Genomic DNA, 17,271 nt, shown 5'->3' with positions numbered 1-17,271 from the left:
GGAGGTTTGCCGTGCCGTCGACTTTCGGGCAATGGCTGATCGTGATCCTGGCTCTACTGCTGGGTGCGGCGGCCGGATGGGCGCTGCGTGGCCGGCAGGACGCGTCGGCCGCCGCCGCGCCCATCGTGGAGGGCGACCCCGTCGCCGGGGTGGCCGTGGCCTCCGGCCAGGACGCATCGGCGACCGTCGACCCGGCCCGCCCGGAGGCCACCGTCGACCCGGCGGTCGTCCCGGCCGCCGTCGTCGACCGCCCCGCCCCGGAGACCGCCGAGGCGACCCCGCCGGGCGCGGTCCTGGGCGACAGCGACCCGCAGGTCTTTCCCAGCACCGACCCCGTCACCCTCGCTGCCCCGACCGGCGAGCCCTCCGCCACCGTCTCGACCTCGGCCGAGGCCACCACGCCCGGCGGCGCGGCGCGCGATGCCGGCGGGTCGATCCCCGAGGGCGACACCGCCGACGCCGGCCCGACCCGGGCGGCGGACCGGGAGCTGACCGACCCCACCGACGACGCACCGCCGGTCGTGCACCTGCCGCAGCAGCCGGCGGCCGACGCGCCCGAATCCGCCCCCGTGCACCTCCCCGCCGACGGGCCGACGACCGCGTCCCAGCCCGAGGCCGCGTCCCAGCCCGAGGCCGCGTCCCAGCCCGAGGCCGCGTCCCAGCCCGAGGCCGCGTCCCAGCCCGAGGCCGTTCCCGCCCAGGCCGGCCCGGCGCGGGACGTTCCCGTCGACGATGGCGCCGACGCGACCGCTGCGGGCGGGGACACTCCTGTCCCGGCCCCGGCAGTCCCCGCACCCGTCGTCCCCGCTCCCCGTGCCGCCGCCGACGACGCCGAGCCCAGCGCAGCCGACGCGCCGGCCACCGACGCCGAGCCGGCCGGCCTGGGCGAGCCTGCCACCGAGGCCGAGCCGGCCGCCCCCGCCGAGCCGGCCACCGAGGCCGCGTCGATCGTCGGCGTTGGAACCGAGGCCGGGGCTGGGACCGAGGCCGGGGCAGAGACCGGGGCAACGGTCACCGACGACTTCCGGCGAATTCAGGGCATCGGGCCGAAGATGGCCACCGCACTTCAGGAGTCCGGGATCCGCACCTACCGGCAGCTGGCCGACATGGCCGTGGCCGACCTGCGCGACGCCATCCGCGCCGCCGGCCTCCGGGCCACGCCGAGCCTGCCCACCTGGCCCCAGCAGGCGAGCGTGCTCGCCGGGGCTCCGGCCGAGGCCGACCGCGCCCTTCCGGCCCCGGCCGGCGACGACCGGTCCTGACCGGTCGACACGGCGTCGCGCGGTTGCGCCGCCCGGCCGGTTGCCCCAGTCTGGGGTCGCCGGCCGGGCGCGGCCTCCCCGAGGGGTGGACGACGCGCCGACCAGCAACAAGATCGACACGAGATCAGTGACGATGCGCCCTCCACGTCCACGACCACCGCATCGTCAGTGACACTGCGATCCAGCAGGCGCTCCAGCAGGGCGCTCCAGCAGGCCCCTAACCGAGCCCGGCGGGCGCCGGACGCTTCCCCGGTCCGGTCGGCCGGCGGCCCGGAGTCGCGTACGTCGAGGGCGCAGGCCATGATCCAGCTCGGACGACGGGCCGCAGCTCGCCGCCGGCGCAGCTCGGCAGGCCAGTCTCCCGGATCACCGCACTGACCGAACTCGGACAACCCGCGTGCCGACTCGCCCGCCGGCGCCGTTTAACCCATCGGCGCGTCTGGGTACAACGGGCTCAGCTCAACCCACCACAACCTCGGAGGAAGCCATGCGGCGCGGCCCGTCGATTTTGGGAATCATCCTTGTCATCTGGCTGGTCATCGGCGCCATCGCCGCAGGCCAGCGCGGCTACTACAAAGGCGAGGACGCCAACTGCGCCGAGGCGGGCACGATCCTGGTGACCATCGTGGCCGGGCCCCTGAACTACATCGGCGCCAACCCGAAGATCGACTGCGAGCTTCCCGAGCCGTCCAAGTAGGTCTGTCCGGCCTGCGGCCCGCGTCCCCGTGTGGGGGACGCGGGCCGCTGCATGTGCGCCGCCTACGGCAACGGTGCCGCACCTCGGCGTTCGATGGGGGTGGCGAGTTCCGGAGGGCCGTCGCCGTGGGGGTCGTCACCGCCCGCAGGGCATCCTAGGAGCCTGGGTGGCCGGCTTGTCGTCGATCGGTGATCGGCGATCAGAGCTGGTTCAGGGGCAACGCCAGGTCCACGACCGTGCGGCCGGAGAAGGTGCCCTGAGCGCCCACCGCGCCGGTCAGCACGTCGACCGCGTAGACGGTGCTGCCGCCACCGACCTGTAGGACGGCGAAGCCCTTCACCTGCGTCGTACGGCCGTCCCGGACCACGCTGTAGATGTCGAAGCCGGCCTGGCTCGCGGCGTCGACGCCGAGCTTGCCGGTGGCGGCCAACTGTCCGCTGTTGGCCGGCGACTGCACCGCGACCTGGTCCAGCGTGGTGTCGATGTCGAACAGGGTCGTCGCGGTCTCGGCGGAGAGATCGTTGTTGGTGTAGGCCGCGCCGGTGACGCCCAGGGCCACGGCGGTCGCCGGCGGGTAGGTGAGGTTGCCGTCCGCGACCGTGGCACCGTCGTTGAGGTTGTGGCGCAGGTTCTGCCCCCGGTCGCTGACGACGCGCAGCCGGTCCGCGGCGGGGTTGAAGTCGACGCCGAAGGACTGGCCGTTGAGGGCGACGCTGAGCTGGCTCACCTTGGAGGCGGAGGCATTGGTCGTGGAGAGAACGTAGACCCCTCCCGCAGCGCCGACTCCGTAGAGCTTGCCGTCCTGCACCCGGTAGTCGATGCCCACCAGCTTCTCGGCGCCGCCGAGCGCGACGGTGCCGATCGTGCAGGCGTCGGTCGGCTTGGTCACGTCGAACTTGACCAGCTTTTGGTCGTCGGTGAGGCCGATGGCGACGAGCTCCCGGTTCCGCCCACCCGGCTGCTGATCGGAGGTGTACTGGCACGGCCGCCCCGTGGGCTGCGGTGGGGCCGACGAGGGGCCGCTCGTCGTGCCACTACGGCCTGGGCTGTGGCGGCGGCCCGTCGTCGGCCGTCGCCGTGTGGGTGACCACGCCGATCATGCCGGCCCCGAGAACGACGGACAGACCAGCGAACAGCAGGCCCTTGTTGAGTGGTTTCTTCATCGTGTGCGCCTTTCGACCGGGGCGGCCCCGCTGGGCAGCCAAGAACAGAAAAGCACCTAATTTCGCGGCAATGGCGTGAATTGCACCATCTACCCGATAACCGCCTGATCGAGGGATCCGGGAGGCTGCCGCCCGGCCGGGCGGCACACAGCCTGGACAGGGGATGTCCCCGCGCTCCCCCCGGTAGCGCGGGGACCCCCCGTTCCGGCTACTGCAGGAACGCCCCGAGGGGCGACAGCAGCAGCCGGCCGAGCGCGGCGGCGTTGTCGTCCAACCGCTCACGCTCACACTCGCGGGCCTCCGGATCGTGCCGGCAGCGCCAGATCTTCTGCGCGTTGCGCCAGGCCACGTTCCGGGTGTACTCCACCAACTCGCCCTGGTACCAGTCGTCGATGTCGCCGTTGAGCATGTCGATCATGAGCTGCCAGTTGTCCAGGTAACCCCGGCGCAGTTCCGGGATCCGCTCGGCGAAGATCTGGTTGATCTCCAGATAGTCGTGGTGCTGATCGCTGCCGTCGACCGGCTCGGACTCCAGGCTCTCCAGCGTCGTCACCAGCGCGAACGGCAGGTCGTAGTTGATGTGCGCGTTCACCCCCGCCGCGGCCGACGGCAGCGGCCGGGCGTCCGGGCCGCGCATCCGCTTGAACAGGCACTTCCAGGCCTGCGGCGTGCTCGGGCTCGACTCGGTCCAGTACCGCAGCGCGTCGAAGTAGCGGGCGGCGAACTCCACGTCGAGCCGGGCCAGGAAGACCGGATCGGCGAAGCGGTCACCGTAGAGGCCGTCGAGCACGGTGCTGGTGATGATCAGGTACAGCTCGTTGAAGTCGGCCAGGGGACAGCTGCGCTCCAGCGGCGGCAGCCGGACCAGCAGGTCCTGGAGCTTGGTGAGATGGTCCACCACCGCCGGCACGTCCGCCGGGTGGTCGGCCAGCAACCCGACGATGTCCTGGTGCACCGGGCCCCAGACCGGCTCGCCCATGTTTCCTCCACTGTGCTCTGCGAGGCACCCCCGTGCCATCGACGTCGGAGCACAGCCTGTCAGCCGCGTCCGGTGCGACGGATCAGTAGAACGACGTATAAACAGTCGACCGACGTACGTCGTGACTACTCAGGACGGTTGCGGAGGAAGATCGCGCTGGCCTGCACCCGGGTGCGGACCTGGAGCTTGTCGAAGATGTGTGACACGTGCACGCCGATGGTCCGCTCGCTGATGAACAGCCGCTGGCCGATCTCCTTGTTGGTCAACCCCTCGGCCACCGCGACGAGCACCTCACGCTCCCGGGCGGTGAGCATCGCCAGCTCGTCACTGGTCGGCTCGGCCCCGGCCACGGAGCTCCCCCGCGACGACGTGCCGGGCTCCTCCAGCCGCACCCGGGCCCGGCCGGCGAGGGTGCGGATCTCGGTGCTCAGCGGCACCGCGCCGAGGCTCTGCGCCACCTGGTACGCCTGGCGCAGCAGCTTGCCGGCGGTCGCGGTGCGACGGCGCCGGGCCAGCAGCGCCTCGGCCTGCCGCAGCCGGGAGTACGCCGCCGGGTAGGGGTGGTGCCGCCGGTCCCACTGCGCCACCGAGCGCGCCCAGAGCGCCGGGTCGCTGCCGTCGAGGCGGCTGACCTCGGCCTCGCAGAGCGCCAGGAAGCCGTCGACGCCGTCACGCACGGGGCGGGCGGCGTGCTCGCTCTTGCGGGCCACCCGTTCGGCCACCTCGCGCAGCCGGCGTACGGCCGTGGCGTCGACCGGCACCGCGCGGGAGGCGTGGGCCTCGGCCTCGGCGCGCAACCCGTGCCAGACCAGGGCGGCGAGGATGCCCATGTCGTCGGAGCGACTCTCGGTCAGGCCGCGCTGCACCGCCTGCCGGGCCAGGTCGTGGCGCCCCTGCCACATCGCCAGCCCGGCGCGCAGGGTAAGCAGCGGGATGACGTGCCGGGCGCCGCCGCCGGCCAGCACCGTGGCGACCGCCTCCAGGTCCCGGTCGGCGGCCTCGATGTCGCCGTAGCCGACGGAGAGTCGACAGCGGGCCAGCAGCAGCTCCACGGCGTCCGCCCCCGACGGCCGGTGCCGCAGCGCCGCCGCGACCACCTTCTCCGCCTCGGCCCACTGCCCCACCCGGAACAGGCCGTTCGTGGCGATCGCCAACAACCGGGTCTCGTACGTGCGCCCCAGCCCCAGCTCGGCGACCCGCTCGGCGCCCCGGCGGGCGACCACCACGCCCTCCTCGAGGATGTTCAGCGGCCCGGTGAGCAGCTCCGCCAGGTGCAGGTACGCGCAGGCCACGTCCTCGGGGCGGCCGGAGCGCTCGGCGGTGTCCAGGGCGTCGCGCAGCACCGCCAGCCCGGCGTCCGGGTCCTCCAGGTACGCCTCGCTGAAGCCCAGCGCCATGCTGGCCAGCACCACCTCGGTGACCGACCCGGGCACCTGCGCGGCCAGCGCCAGGGCCTCCCGGGCCCGGTCCCCGGCGTCGGCGTAGCGGCCCATGTGCAGCAGCAGCTCGGCCAGGTGCGCGGCGGCGCTCGCCCGCTCCGCGGACGTGCAGTCGGCCAGGGCGAGGGCCCGCCGGTACTCCGCCTCCGCCGGGGCGGAGCGGCCGGCGGCGGCCAGGTACCGGGCCCGCCGAATGTGCAGCGCGCAGGCGGCGGTGGTGCCCGTGTCGGCCAGCTCCTCCAGCAGGGCCAGGGCGCGGGCGTGCTCGCCGCAGTGGTGGGCCGCCTCGGCGGCGCGGCCGAGCAGCTCCGCGCGGTCGGCGTCGACCTGCTCGCCGGCCGACGCCGCCCCGGTCACCGGGGCGTCGGCGAGTTGCAGGGCCACCGACCAGTGCCGGTGTGCCTCGGCGTAGCCGTGCAGCCGCTCGGCTTCCCGAGCGGCGGCCACCGCCGCCGGCAGGGCGCGGGCCGGCTCGCCGGCCAACCGCCAGTGGTGCGCCAGCCGGGCCTGGTGCAGCTCCGCCGGGGCAGCCGTCAGCGCCTCGGCGTACCGGCGGTGCAGCACCGACCGCTCGGCGGGCAGCAACTCCCGGGCCACGACCTCCGCGACCAGCCTGTGCCGCAGCCGGTAGCCGTCTTCGTCGCCGACGAGCAGCCGGTGCGCCACGGCCGCACGGACCGCGTCGATCAGCGCTTCCTCCGGCAACCGGGTCGCCTCGGCCAGCAGCCAGTGCGCCACCGGCTCCACCCCGACCGCCACCGCGTGCACGACCGCGTGCGCGGGCTCCGGCAGCGCGTCCACCCGGGCCAGGAACACCTCCCGCAGCGTGTCCGACAGCCCCTCCCGGCCGTCGCGCAGGGCCCGCGCCAGCTCCTCCACCACGAACGGGTTGCCCCCGCTGCGCTGCCAGACCGACTCCGCCGCCTCCGCGCCCAACGGCCGGCCCACGATCTCCGCCGCCAACCGCTCGGTCTCCGCCCGGCCCAGCGGCGCCAGGTCCACCACCCGCACCGACCGCAGCCGCCGCAACTCCGTCAGCACCCGGCGCAACGGGTGCGCGCCCTGCAACGACTCCGCCCGGACCGCCGCCAGCACCGACAGCTGCAGATCACCCAGGCCGGCCAGCAGGTAGAGCAGCAGCTGCCGGGTGCTGCGGTCCACCCACTGCAGATCGTCGAGCACCAGCACCAGCGGGCGCCCCTGCGCCACCAGGTGCAGGCCCCGGGAGACCCGTTCCAGCAGGGTGCCCGCGCCGCCCGGGTCGCCGGCCTCCTCGGTGAACGCCTTGAGCAGCCCGCGCACCGCCGACGAGGTGCCGGCCTGCGAGGCCGTCAGGCCGGTGTCGAGGCGACGCAGCGCCTGCAACAGGGGGTGCAGCGGGGAGGCGTCGCCGATGTCGAGGCAGGCACCGGTGAGCACCAACGCGCCCGCCGTGCGCAGCCGGTTGCCCACCTCGCGCAGCAGCCGGGTCTTACCCACCCCGCTCTCGCCGGTGAGGAAGACCGCTGCGGTCTGCCCCGGCCCGACGTCGTCGAGCAGCGCGGCCCGTAGCGTCGCCACCTGGTCGGCACGGCCGACGAGCGGTGCGGTGTCCACATCGCTGGCCATGGTTCGCAGCCTAGTCACAGGGTCCGGCCCCGTTCTACGGGTTCACGCCGCCATTGGTACCCCTCGCGTCAACAATGCGACTAAATGGTTGCAGTGGGTAGACATACGTCGTTCTGCCGATCCCCCGACCTGCCCCCGGTGGGAGTCTCCTGGAGTCCTCAGGGATCAACCGGGGGGAAGGGCGGTGCGATGCCAATGTCCACGATCGTCAACGAAGCGCTGGGCCGGGCATCGGCGCAATGGCCGGTGCCGGAGGAGCGACGGACCGTCTCCGTGCTCTTCGCCGACATCGTCGGCTCGACCGCACTGGTCGACCGGCTCGACCCGGAGGAGGTGCGGGCCCTGCAACGCGCCTACTTCGACACCGTCGCCGGGGTGCTCGGCCGGTGGGGCGGCATCGTCGAGAAGTACGTCGGCGACGCCGTGATGGCCCTGTTCGGGGCCCGGGACTCCGACGGCTTCGACGCGTACCGGGCGGTGCGGGCCGGGTTGGAGATCCAGCGCGTGCTGGACGGACGGGCGCTGCCCGGGGTCGCGGCCCTGCGTACCCGCGTCGGCGTCGCCACCGGTGAGGCGCTGGTGGACGTCGCCGCGATGCGCGACGGCGCGCACGGCACCGCCAGCGGCGCGATCATCACCGCCGCCGCCCGCCTGCAGGAGCACGCCCCGCCCGGCGCCGTCGTGCTCTGCGCGGCCACCCGCCGGGCCACCGCCGGCCTGATCGACCACCGCGCGCTGGCCCCACTGACCGTCGCGGGCAAGCCGCGGCCGGTGGACGTCTCGGTCGCCGTCGGCGTGGCCCGCCGCGAGCCGGCCGCACACCACGGCCGGCTGGTCGGCCGCCGCCGCCAGTTGGCCTGCGCGCGCGAGCAGGTGCTGCGCGCGGTACGCGAGCGCAGCCCCCGCTGGGTGGCACTGGTCGGGCCCACCGGCAGCGGGCGCAGCCGGATGCTGCACGAGCTGCGCCGCGCCGTCGACGCCGCCACCGACACCCCGACGCCCTGGTACGTGGCGGCCTGCCCGCCCTACCCGGAGCGGCCACTCGGGCCGGTGGCCGACCTGCTGCGCGCCTTCGCCGGGGTGCGCGCCGAGGACCCCCCGGCCGTCGTGCGACGGCGGCTGCTGGCGGAGTTGGGTGCGCTGGTGGCACCGGTACGGGCGCTGTCGGAGGCGGTGGCCCTGGAGGGACTGCTCGACGGTTCGTTCCCGGGCGGGGCGGCGGTCTGGCAGCGGGTGCTGCTGCGCCGGGCCGCCGCGCAGCCCGTGGTGGTGGCGGTGGACGATCTGGACCGGGCCGCCCCCGCGGTGCACCGGTTCCTGCGGACGCTCTTCTCGGCGGCCGTCAGCCGGGGGCTGCCCCTGGCCGTGGTGAGCACCCACGGCACCGGTCGGGCCGACGCCGGCCCCGTCGACCGGCGCACCGAGGTGCCGCTGCCGCCGCTGTCCGCGGTGGAGACCGGGCGGCTGCTGCGCCGGCTGCTGGCCCGCACCGGCCGCCCGGCGGCGTCGGCCGCCCGGCTGCTGCCCCTCGTGGGTGGCCTGCCCGGACATGCCGAGGCGTACGTGCGGCGCGGCGCCGACGGCGCGGACCCGGCGGCCGAGCTGCCGGAGCGGGTGCGCGCGGACGCCGGTGCCCGGCTGGACACCTGCGACGGCCCGGAGCGGGCGGTGACGATGGTGGTCGCCACGCTGGGGCCGGCGGTCGGCGCGGCGCGGGTGGAGCGGGCGCTGGGCTGGGCGCCGGGTCGGGCCGGGCCGCTCCTGCACCGGCTGGCCGATCGCGGCCTGCTGCGTCGCGCCGCCTCGGGCGGGTACGCCGTCGAGGACCCGGCGCTGCGCCGGGTCGCCCACGACCGGCTGCCGCGGTCGGTACGGGCCGACGTCACCCGCCTGGCCGGGCCGGCGACCGTCACCGGGCTGCGCGCCGCCGCCCGAGCGCGCCCGCCGGCCCGGAACAACGTGGACGTCGGCTCGACCGTCGAATCGGCCAGCGCAGCGACCGCCGAGTGGCCCGTCACCTCGACCGCTGCGCGGGCCGTCACCCCGGCCGCCGGCCCGCGCTTCGGCGCGACGCGCGAGACGGCCGCCGGCCCGCGCTTCGGCGCGACCCGCGAGGCGGCCGCCGGGCCACCCGTCGGTGCGACCCGCGAGGCTGCCGTCAGCGCGACCGCCGGCCTGGCCGTCGCGCCCCACCCGGCCATGGATCCGGATGCCGCGCCCAGGTCTGCGCTGCGGCCACGGTCTGCGGGCGACGCGCCGGGCGGGCCGGCCCGGCGGCTCCGTCTCGTGGACGCCGGCTCGGGCGCCACCTCGACGGCCCCACCGCCCCGGGCCGGCTCGTCCGTGTCCTTCCGCCGGGCGACGCCGACCGGCCGGCCGGCGTGGCGTGACCGCGAAGCGGCTGCCCCTGGCCCGGCGTGGCGTGACCGCCCCGGCGGCGACTCGCCCCGGTTTCGGCGCGGCCAGTTGCGGCTCGACGCCCCGCCGCCGCTGGCACTCGTCGACCCCGGTCACGCCCGCGTCGGGATCGAGGCCGGGCCGGGTGACCGGGGGGATCCCGTCCCGCGCGGCGGCGGCGCGCCCCCGGGCGCACGCGGCGGCGGCGCGCCCCCGGGCGCACGCGGCGGCGGACCGGTGGGTGGCACCGGGCCGGTGACCGGCTCCCTGCCCAGGGCGGCCTGAGGGGCACCGGGAACCGCCCGTCACCCCGCCCCGGGCAGAGCATGGGCGAAACCTTGGACGCCTGCTGTCGCCGGGCGACACCAGGCGTCCAAGGTCTGCCGGCCCCCTCCCCGCCACCACCCGCGCCGACGAACGAGGATGCCGACCAGCGAGACGGACCCTAGCGGCCGTCGAGGAAGGCGAGCACGCGCTGCCAGGTCAGCTCGGCGGCGGTCGCGTCGTAGTCGGGCAGGCCCGCGTCGGTGAAGAGGTGGCCGGGGCCGGGATAGCGGTGCACCGACAGGTCGGCCCCGGCGGCGGTCATCGCCCGCTGCCACGCCTCGACCTCGTCCTGCGGCTCGTACTCGTCGGGGTCGGCGAGGTGCACCTGCACCGGCAGGCCCGGCCGGACCACCTCCGGCGCACCGGCGATGCCGTGCAGCAGGAGCAGCGCCGCGGCGTGCGGCCGCTCGGCCAGCAACTCGGCGGCCACCCCCGCGCCGTAGGAGAGACCGGCCAGCACCGTCTCGGGCGGCAGGTCGGCCACGGCGACCCGGGCCCGCTCCAGCGCGGTCTGCCGGCCGACCTTGTCGAGCAGGGCGAACCCCTCGTCGACGGCGTCGACGGCGGGCTCCCCGTACAGGTCGGGGGTGACGACCTGGTGCCCGGCGGCGCGCAGCCGGTCGGTGGCGGCCCGCACGGCCGGGCGTAGCCCGTAGACGGAGTGGAACAGTGCGACATGACTCATTCCGGCAAGCTAGCCCACGGGTCCGACACCGAGGCGCGGCGCGACCGGACGACCACTGCGCTCGCCGTACCCCTTACCGGATTTCGGGCGGGCGGACGCCGCTGAAATCCCTGCCCGGCGGCTCCTGGCCTCCCCCCAACCGGGCACGGGTTGTTGCACAATGACGCTCAGTCACCAGCCGAGGAGAGGCGCCGATGACGAACAGCGCAGTCCGCCCCGCAGCGCCCCCGTCCGGCCCCCGGGTGCCCCCGGCGAGCCGCCGGGAAGACCTGGTCACCGTCCTTCTCGGCGCGTGCCTGGTGGCCGGGGGGATGTCCGACGGTTGGGCGCACAACACCATCGCCGACACGATCGAGGGCTTCTTCACCCCGTGGCACGGCCTGCTCTATGCCGGCTTCGCCGGCACCCTGGCGTGGACCTTCTGGCTGGCCTACCGGCGGCGCGGGGTGGCCCCCCGGTGGTGGCGCGACGGCTGGCCGGCCGGCTACCGGGTCGGGGCGATCGCCTCGCTGGGTTTCCTGGTGGCGGGCCTGGCCGACATGTCCTGGCACGAGATCCTGGGCGTGGAGGTCGGCCTGGACGCGGAGTTCAGCCCGAGTCACCTGCTGCTGGACGTCTCGGCGGTGCTGCTGTTGACCAGCCCGCTGCGCTCCTGGTGGGCCAGCGGGGAGGGCGGCGCGCGGGCGGCGACGGGAGTCGCGTCGCTGGCGCTGGGGGTGATGGCGCCGGCGCTCCTGCTCACCTACGCGTCGTCGTTCCTCACCCTCTCGCCGACCCGCGCCGTCGGCGTGCCGGGGATGCAGCAGTCGGCGGTCGTCGGTGTGGACGCGTACCTGATCAGCACCGTGGTGCTGGTCGCCCCGTTCCTGCTCGTGCACCGGCGACGCGCCGTCGCCGGGACGGCCACCGCCCTGGTCGGCGGGGTGGCGCTGTTCGACATGGTGATGTACGAGTTCCCGACCCCGCTGGTGTGGGGCGCCCTCGGGGCGCTCTGCGCCGCCGGCCTCGCCGACGCGCTGCTGCTGCGGCTGGACGCGACCCGGGGCCGGGACGCCGCGCTGCGGCTGCCGGTGGCCGGCGCGCTGCTGGCCGGCCTGATCGTGGCCGGGCACCTGACGGGCCTCGCCCTGGGCCACGGGCTCCGCTGGTCCCCGGAGGTGACCAGCGGCATCGTGGTCCTCGCGGCGCTCCTCGGCGCCCTGCTCGGCGCGCTGGCCGCCCGCCCCGCCGGGGCACCGGACCCGGCCGTCGCGACCCGGGCCTCGACCCCGGCCGCCCCGACCCAGGCCTCGGCACCGGCCGGCACCGCCCCGGTGGTCGCCGGCTCCGCCCCGTCGACCCCGGCCGGCCCGGTCGGCTGACCGCCGGCCCCGGCCGCCGACCGGGGCCGGCTGGGGACGGGGCCCGGGGCAGAACCGGTCCGGGCCGACGCGGGGTCGGTTCAGACGGCCAGGAGGGTCTTGCCGACCGCCGCCCGCTCCTCGATGGCCCGGTGCGCGTCGGCGGCGCGGGCCAGCGGGAACGTCTGCCCCACCAGCGGGGTCACCCGGCCGGCCGCGACGGCGTCCAGCGCCGTCAGCAGCCGCCGCTGTCCGGCCCGCGCCGTGTCGGCCCGCAGCTCTCCGATGCCGCTCACCGCCACACCCCGGTCCCGGGCCGAGGCCGGGTCCGGGGCGGCGAAGCCGCCGGCCGGCGCGCCGTACGCGCACACCCGTCCGCCGGGTACGACCAGGTCGAACGCGGCCCGGCCGTACGCGCCGCCGGCACCGTCGAGCAGCACGTCGACGCCGCCGAGGACGGCGCGTACCCGCTCGGTCCAGTCCGGGGTCGAGTAGTCCACGGTCTCCTCGATACCGAGCCGGCGCAGGGCGTCCCGCTTGGCCGCGCCGCGCGCCGCCCCGACCACGGTGGCCCCGGCGGCGCGGGCCGCCTGCGCCAGGATCGCGCCCGTGCCCCCGGCGGCTGCGGTGACCAGCACCCGGTCGCCGGGGCGGACGCCGTCGACCAGGTCGAGCACGGTGAACGCGGTGCGCCCGTCGGTGACCAGGGCGGCGGCGTCGCGCATCGGCACCGTCGGAGGCACGGCGACGAGGTCGTCGACGGGCAGCCGGGCCCGGTCCAGGTAGCCGCCGTCCGGCCCGGTCCGGCCGACCACCCGCCGGCCGACCCACCCGGGGTCGAGGCCGTCGCCCACCGAGGTGATCGTCCCGGCCACCCCCGAACCGGGCCGGTACGGGAGCCGCTGCGGGAACCACTGCCCGGCCTGGCCCGCCCGGATCGCCGTGTCGATCCAGAGCACGTTCGCGTACGCCACGTCGATGATCGCCTCACCCGGGCCCGGCGTCGGGTCCGGGGCCTCGGTCAGCGTCAGCACCTCCGGTCCACCGAACCGGGTCACCTCTATCGCCTGCATGCCTACCTCCGTGTCACTCGCCGTCGTCGTTCAGGCTCGGACATGAAGCGGCGTTGAAGTCAATCGGTCGCGGGCACGATCCGGGTCACGGGTTCTCCGGGTCGAGCCCGCGCTCGCGCAGCAGCGCGTCGAGCTTGGCCTCGATCCGCTGGTCGGACTCCCGGGACTGGGACGAGCCCCAGTAGTAGAACAGGGCCAGCCCGGCGGTCTGCCAGACGAGTTGGAGGAACTCCGACTGCCAGTTCTCCATGGTGCTGGCGAGGAACTGCGCCAGGAAGTCGGCCCAGGCGAACGACTGGCCGTGCTGGCTCGCCTCGTTGCGTTGCACCATCAGTTGGAAGAGGAACTGGCCGGCCCAGGAGACAAGGAAGAGCGCGCCGGTGACCAGGGCGAAGGCGTACGCCTTGGGCCAGCGGGGCTTGCGGAACGGCGGGCCGGGCGCGCGGAGACTACGGGGGTCGGAGTCCGCGGCGCCGGGCGCCGCCCCCGACGAGCCGATGTCGGTCGACGACGTGGTGGTGTCCGCCATCTCGATCCTCTTTCGGGAAGAATCCTGGCTCGGGTGGTGCCGGAACGCAGGTTAACAGTAACCAGTCGAAACCCCGACGAAACAGGCCGGCGGCGGGCGGTCTCGGCCGACGCCGACCGGGTGGGAGGAGGGCGAGGTGACAGGTCCGCACCCGCGCCGGGTCGATCCCGACGTCGACGTGGGCGTGCCCGCGGACCGGGGCGAGTTGCGGGCGCGCCCCGCGACGGTGCTCGGGGTGATCGCGGTCGGGGGTGCGCTCGGGGCGCTGGCCCGCGCCGGCCTGCAGGCCGCGTTCCCGCACTCGCCGACCGGGTTCCCGTGGGCGACGTTCGCCGTCAACGTGACCGGCTGCCTGCTGATCGGGGCGCTGATGGCGGTGGTCACCGCCGGCCGGGCCCGGCCGCTGACCCGGCCGTTCCTGGGCGTCGGCGTCCTCGGCGGGTTCACCACCTTCTCCACGTACACGGTCGACGTGCGCCTGGCGCTGGACAGTGGGGCGTTCGGGACGGCGCTGTCGTACCTGTTCGGCACCCTGGTGGGGGCGCTGGTGGCGGTGTGGCTCGGCGACGCCGCCGCCGGCCGGCTCCTGGCCCGCGCCCCGCGCGCGGTGCCGGTGGCCGACGCCCACCCGGGGCCGGCGGCCCCGACCGACCGCGACGTCGGGGAGGCCCGGTGACGGTCCTGCTGATCGTCCTCGGCGCGGCCGTCGGCGCGCCGCTGCGCTACCTCACCGACCGGGCGGTGCAGGCCCGACACGCCTCGCCCCTGCCCTGGGGCACGCTGACCGTCAACGTGTCCGGGTCGCTGTTGCTCGGCGCGCTGGTCGCCGCGCCGGTCGGGCCGACGCTCGGCGCGCTGCTCGGCACCGGATTCTGCGGCGCGCTCACCACCTACTCGACCTTCGGGTACGAGACGCTGCGGCTGGCCCGCGACGGCACCCGGTGGTACGCCCTGGCCAACGCGCTGGTCAGCGTGGCCGCCGGGCTGGCCGCGGCGGCGCTGGGCTACGCGGCGGTCCACGCCGTGTCGGGCTGAGCCGCCGGAGGACGCGCCCCGGCGGGTGGTGGCCGTACGCTCAACCGGTGACAGCGTGGCGGGAGGCGGCGGCGCGGGACAACGCCGCCTGGTGTGATTTGCTGTGCCGGACCCACGGTCTGCCGGGGACGGTCGACGCCGACGCCTGGTCGGTGCCGCGTCGGTCCCCGCCGTGGTACCCGGACGCGGTCACGCTCCGGCCCGGGGTGGACGCCGAGGCGCTGCTGGCCCGAATCGACGCCGGCCCCGGGGCGTCGGTGAAGGACAGCTTCGCCGATCTCGACCTCGCCCCGTACGGCTTCCGGGTTCTCTTCGCCGCCGCCTGGATCCTCCGCCCTGCCGTCCCCGGCAGCCCTCCGCCGCCGCCCGCCCCAGCGGATGCGACCGGGGCGGGGCCGCCGGCCGACGGCCCGGTGTCGACCCCGGTCACGCCGGCCGACGACCCGCTGTTGATCCCGGTCACGGCGGCCGAGGGGTTGGCCGCCTGGGCCGCCGCGCACGGCGGCGGTGACCTGTTCCGCCCCGCGCTGCTCGACGATTCCCGGATCACCGTCCTGGCCCGGCTCGACGCGGCCGGGGCGGTGGTCGGGGGCGCGGTGCTCAGCCGCACGGGGGCGGCGGTCGGGGTGTCCAACGTCTTCGCCCGACCCGCAGCCGTCGCCCAGGTGTGGCACGGCGTCGCCGCCGCCCGCCCCGACCTGCCCCTGGTCGGCTACGAGTCGGGTGACGACCTGCCGCCGGCCGAACGGGCCGGCTTCCGGCGCATCGGGCCGCTGCGGGTCTGGCTACGTTGAACCGCCACCGGACGGGACCGGGGCGTGCCGGGCCCGGCGGCGTTCACCCGGTCGGGCGGGTGCCGGCCGGCGGGCGGGTCACCCCGATCAGGGCGAGCGCGGGCAGCAGCAGCAGCGGCACGACGATCAGGGCGCGCAGCGTGCCGACGTGGTCGCCGAGCAGGCCGAGCAGCGGCGGGCCGCCGAGGAACGCGGTGTAGCCGATCACCCCCACGACGCTGACCCGCGAGGGCGCGTGCTCCTCGTCGTCGGCGGCGGCGCTCATCCCCACCGGGAAGCCGAGCGACGCGCCGATGCCCCAGAGGGCGACGCCGACGACCGCGACCGGCCCGGAGCCGGCGAAGATCGCGAGGGTCGCGCCCACCCCGGCGAGCACGATGGTGGCGAACAGCACCGGCACCCGACCCCAGCGGTCGAGCGCCAGCGTCCCGGCGGTCCGGCCGAGGGTCATGCCGACGACGAAGACGCCGAAGACCGCCGCGCCGGCGGCCTCGCTGAGCCCGTACCCGTCGATGAACGCCACCGCCACCCAGTCGTTGGCGGTCCCCTCGGTGAACGCCATGATCAGCACCAGCAGGCCGATGAGCAGGGTGCGCGGCTCCCGCCAGGCGGCCAGCAGCGACCCGCGCCGGGCGGCCGCGCCATCGCTTGCGGAGACTCCGTCGGCGGCGCGGCCGGCCGGCAGGAAGGACCGGACCGCCACCAGCGTGCCGACACCCACCACCACCGCCAGCACGATCAGGTGTACGGAGGCCGGCACACCGAACCGCGCGGCCCCCGCGCCGAGCCCCGCGCCCGCCACCGAGCCGAGGCTCCAGGCGGCGTGGAACCGGGGCAGGATGGTCCGCCCGAGGCGCCGCTCGACCGTCGTACCCTCGATGTTCATCGCCACGTCGCAGGTGCCGGAGCCGTAGCCGAGGGCGACCAGCCCCACGGCGACGCCGGGCAGGAAGCCGGCCAGCCCGGCCGAGAGCCCGATCACCGTCATCCCGACCGCGACCAGCACCGCGGAGCCGCCGACCGTGCGGGCCGTGCCGAAGCGCTGGGCGACCAGCCCGGCGGTCGGCATCGCCAGCACCGCGCCGAGGGACATGGCCAGCAGCAGCAGCCCGAGCCGCCCGGCGCTGAGGTCCAGCGCCTCGCGGACCGCCGGCACCCGGGAGAACCAGGACGCCACGGCGAGGCCGTTGAGGGTGAACACGACCGCGACGCCGTTGCGGGCGGCCAGCACGGCGCGTGGTACGCCGGCCGGGGCGGCGCCCCGATCGATGGTCGGGGTGTCAGCGGTCCTGCGCACAGGTTGTTTCCTTTCCGGTCGGGCGAGGTGGTTCCCCCATTGGACACCGGAGGCGACAGCACCGCTCGCCGGCCCCGCCCCTTACCCAGGGCGGGGCCAACGGTACGCGGGCCGGTGGGCCCACCGGCCGGTCAGGGGTGGCCCCGGTCGAGCTTGACCCGCACGATCAGGACGGCACCGCGCGGGCGCTGACCCGCACGATCAGGACGGCACGGTGGCCGCCCGGCGCGCCTCGACGTACTCGTCGGCGGCGAGGAAGCGGGCCAGCACCTCGGCGGTGCCCGGGGTGTACGGCCGGCCGTCGAAGACCTCGTCGGGCGGGACGAAGACCATCGCGGCCCCCTCGCCGAGCACCACGTCCTCCTGGGTGGCGCGGGTGCCGCCCCAGTAGTAGTGCAGGATCCGCTCGATCTCCGGCACCGGCTGGGTGAGGAAGTGCCGCAGGTCTTCGTCGGGCGTCAGCCCGGTCTCCTCCCGCAGCTCCCGCAGGGCGGTCTGGTAGATCGTCTCCCCCGGCTCCCGGTGCCCGCCCGGCACCCCCCAGACGTTCGGGTGGTACGGCGCGTGCGGGTCGCGCAGTTGCAGCAGGATCCGGCCGGTCCGGTCGACGAAGAGCACGCAGGCGATCTCCAGCACCCGGCCATCC

16 protein-coding genes are annotated in these 17,271 nt (G+C 75.9%); 7 read left to right on the top strand and 9 right to left on the bottom strand.

Annotation, left to right across the window (positions count from 1 at the left end):
* Window positions 1–11 precede the first annotated feature (11 nt).
* Entirely contained in the window at window positions 12–1,262 is a 1,251-nt protein-coding gene (locus tag ACLQ2V_RS18060) for a helix-hairpin-helix domain-containing protein (RefSeq protein ID WP_425719664.1), read from the top strand.
* 487 nt (window positions 1,263–1,749) lie between these two features.
* A complete protein-coding gene (locus tag ACLQ2V_RS18055; protein WP_425719663.1) occupies window positions 1,750–1,959 on the top strand; it encodes a hypothetical protein in 210 nt (69 codons plus the stop codon).
* Between the two features lie 199 nt (window positions 1,960–2,158).
* On the opposite strand, the gene ACLQ2V_RS18050 is transcribed toward ACLQ2V_RS18055, so the two are convergent.
* The 4 genes from ACLQ2V_RS18050 to ACLQ2V_RS18035 all read right to left on the bottom strand — a co-directional run bounded on the left by ACLQ2V_RS18050 (window position 2,159) and on the right by ACLQ2V_RS18035 (window position 7,148).
* The gene (locus tag ACLQ2V_RS18050) at window positions 2,159–2,848 is read right to left on the bottom strand and encodes a DUF4394 domain-containing protein (protein WP_425719662.1); all 690 of its coding nucleotides are present in this window, start codon (window positions 2,846–2,848) and stop codon (window positions 2,159–2,161) included.
* A gap of 145 nt (window positions 2,849–2,993) precedes the next feature.
* Window positions 2,994–3,122, bottom strand: coding sequence for a hypothetical protein (locus tag ACLQ2V_RS18045; RefSeq protein WP_425719661.1), 129 nt, complete (start codon window positions 3,120–3,122; stop codon window positions 2,994–2,996).
* Between the two features lie 208 nt (window positions 3,123–3,330).
* The gene (locus ACLQ2V_RS18040) at window positions 3,331–4,101 is read right to left on the bottom strand and encodes a DUF5995 family protein (protein WP_425719660.1); all 771 of its coding nucleotides are present in this window, start codon (window positions 4,099–4,101) and stop codon (window positions 3,331–3,333) included.
* Window positions 4,102–4,226: 125 nt separating this feature from the next.
* Window positions 4,227–7,148, bottom strand: coding sequence for a helix-turn-helix transcriptional regulator (locus ACLQ2V_RS18035; protein WP_425719659.1), 2,922 nt, complete (start codon window positions 7,146–7,148; stop codon window positions 4,227–4,229).
* Between the two features lie 189 nt (window positions 7,149–7,337).
* Between ACLQ2V_RS18035 and ACLQ2V_RS18030 the strand changes: the two genes are divergently transcribed.
* Entirely contained in the window at window positions 7,338–9,830 is a 2,493-nt protein-coding gene (locus ACLQ2V_RS18030) for an AAA family ATPase (RefSeq protein ID WP_425719658.1), read from the top strand.
* A 160-nt stretch (window positions 9,831–9,990) separates the two neighbouring features.
* Here ACLQ2V_RS18030 and ACLQ2V_RS18025 read toward each other — a convergent pair whose 3' ends face one another.
* A complete protein-coding gene (locus ACLQ2V_RS18025) occupies window positions 9,991–10,557 on the bottom strand; it encodes a dienelactone hydrolase family protein (protein WP_425719657.1) in 567 nt (188 codons plus the stop codon).
* Between the two features lie 194 nt (window positions 10,558–10,751).
* Here ACLQ2V_RS18025 and ACLQ2V_RS18020 point away from each other — a divergent pair, with 194 nt between their 5' ends.
* Entirely contained in the window at window positions 10,752–11,918 is a 1,167-nt protein-coding gene (locus tag ACLQ2V_RS18020) for a hypothetical protein (RefSeq protein ID WP_425719656.1), read from the top strand.
* Between the two features lie 80 nt (window positions 11,919–11,998).
* On the opposite strand, the gene ACLQ2V_RS18015 is transcribed toward ACLQ2V_RS18020, so the two are convergent.
* Both ACLQ2V_RS18015 and ACLQ2V_RS18010 read right to left on the bottom strand, forming a co-directional pair.
* Entirely contained in the window at window positions 11,999–12,970 is a 972-nt protein-coding gene (locus ACLQ2V_RS18015; RefSeq protein WP_425719655.1) for a zinc-binding dehydrogenase, read from the bottom strand.
* A gap of 85 nt (window positions 12,971–13,055) precedes the next feature.
* Window positions 13,056–13,499 carry a DUF6766 family protein gene (locus tag ACLQ2V_RS18010; protein WP_425719654.1) on the bottom strand — a complete coding sequence of 148 codons (444 nt, stop codon included), beginning with the start codon at window positions 13,497–13,499 and terminating at the stop codon, window positions 13,056–13,058.
* 136 nt (window positions 13,500–13,635) lie between these two features.
* Between ACLQ2V_RS18010 and crcB (ACLQ2V_RS18005) the strand changes: the two genes are divergently transcribed.
* Genes crcB (ACLQ2V_RS18005) through ACLQ2V_RS17995 form a run of 3 tightly spaced genes read left to right on the top strand, consistent with a single transcriptional unit; the run spans window position 13,636 to window position 15,328 of the window.
* Window positions 13,636–14,175, top strand: a complete 540-nt coding sequence (gene crcB, locus ACLQ2V_RS18005; RefSeq protein WP_425719653.1) for a fluoride efflux transporter CrcB — start codon at window positions 13,636–13,638, stop codon at window positions 14,173–14,175.
* Complete coding sequence (gene crcB, locus ACLQ2V_RS18000; protein ID WP_425719652.1) at window positions 14,172–14,534, top strand: fluoride efflux transporter CrcB; 363 nt, start codon at window positions 14,172–14,174, stop codon at window positions 14,532–14,534. The genes crcB (ACLQ2V_RS18005) and crcB (ACLQ2V_RS18000) overlap by 4 nt, the downstream gene beginning before the upstream one ends.
* Before the next feature lie 47 nt (window positions 14,535–14,581).
* Window positions 14,582–15,328 carry a hypothetical protein gene (locus ACLQ2V_RS17995; protein ID WP_425719651.1) on the top strand — a complete coding sequence of 249 codons (747 nt, stop codon included), beginning with the start codon at window positions 14,582–14,584 and terminating at the stop codon, window positions 15,326–15,328.
* 43 nt (window positions 15,329–15,371) lie between these two features.
* Here ACLQ2V_RS17995 and ACLQ2V_RS17990 read toward each other — a convergent pair whose 3' ends face one another.
* Together ACLQ2V_RS17990 and ACLQ2V_RS17985 are read right to left on the bottom strand one after the other, a co-directional pair.
* Window positions 15,372–16,625 (bottom strand): MFS transporter, encoded by a 1,254-nt coding sequence (locus tag ACLQ2V_RS17990; RefSeq protein ID WP_425719650.1) that lies wholly within the window; start codon window positions 16,623–16,625, stop codon window positions 15,372–15,374.
* 201 nt (window positions 16,626–16,826) lie between these two features.
* Window positions 16,827–17,261: an NUDIX hydrolase gene (locus tag ACLQ2V_RS17985; protein ID WP_425719649.1), complete on the bottom strand. Its 435-nt coding sequence runs from the start codon at window positions 17,259–17,261 to the stop codon at window positions 16,827–16,829.
* Window positions 17,262–17,271 lie beyond the last annotated feature (10 nt).

Origin of the sequence: Micromonospora sp. DT233, assembly GCF_049841815.1 — a bacterium.
In the GTDB taxonomy this organism is placed as follows: Bacteria; Actinomycetota; Actinomycetes; order Mycobacteriales; family Micromonosporaceae; genus Micromonospora.
This window is presented reverse-complemented; position numbering and strand designations above follow the sequence as displayed.

Bases quoted from the DNA above. Each gene is read 5' to 3' on its own strand.
- ACLQ2V_RS18040 (WP_425719660.1), bottom strand. From the start codon at position 4,101: ATGGGCGAGCCGGTCTGGGGCCCGGTGCACCAGGACATCGTCGGGTTG.
- ACLQ2V_RS18025 (WP_425719657.1), bottom strand. From the start codon at position 10,557: ATGAGTCATGTCGCACTGTTCCACTCCGTCTACGGGCTACGCCCGGCC.
- ACLQ2V_RS18055 (WP_425719663.1), top strand. From the start codon at position 1,750: ATGCGGCGCGGCCCGTCGATTTTGGGAATCATCCTTGTCATCTGGCTG.
- ACLQ2V_RS18020 (WP_425719656.1), top strand. From the start codon at position 10,752: ATGACGAACAGCGCAGTCCGCCCCGCAGCGCCCCCGTCCGGCCCCCGG.
- ACLQ2V_RS18010 (WP_425719654.1), bottom strand. From the start codon at position 13,499: ATGGCGGACACCACCACGTCGTCGACCGACATCGGCTCGTCGGGGGCG.
- ACLQ2V_RS18035 (WP_425719659.1), bottom strand. From the start codon at position 7,148: ATGGCCAGCGATGTGGACACCGCACCGCTCGTCGGCCGTGCCGACCAG.
- ACLQ2V_RS18015 (WP_425719655.1), bottom strand. From the start codon at position 12,970: ATGCAGGCGATAGAGGTGACCCGGTTCGGTGGACCGGAGGTGCTGACG.
- ACLQ2V_RS18030 (WP_425719658.1), top strand. From the start codon at position 7,338: ATGCCAATGTCCACGATCGTCAACGAAGCGCTGGGCCGGGCATCGGCG.
- ACLQ2V_RS18045 (WP_425719661.1), bottom strand. From the start codon at position 3,122: ATGAAGAAACCACTCAACAAGGGCCTGCTGTTCGCTGGTCTGTCCGTC.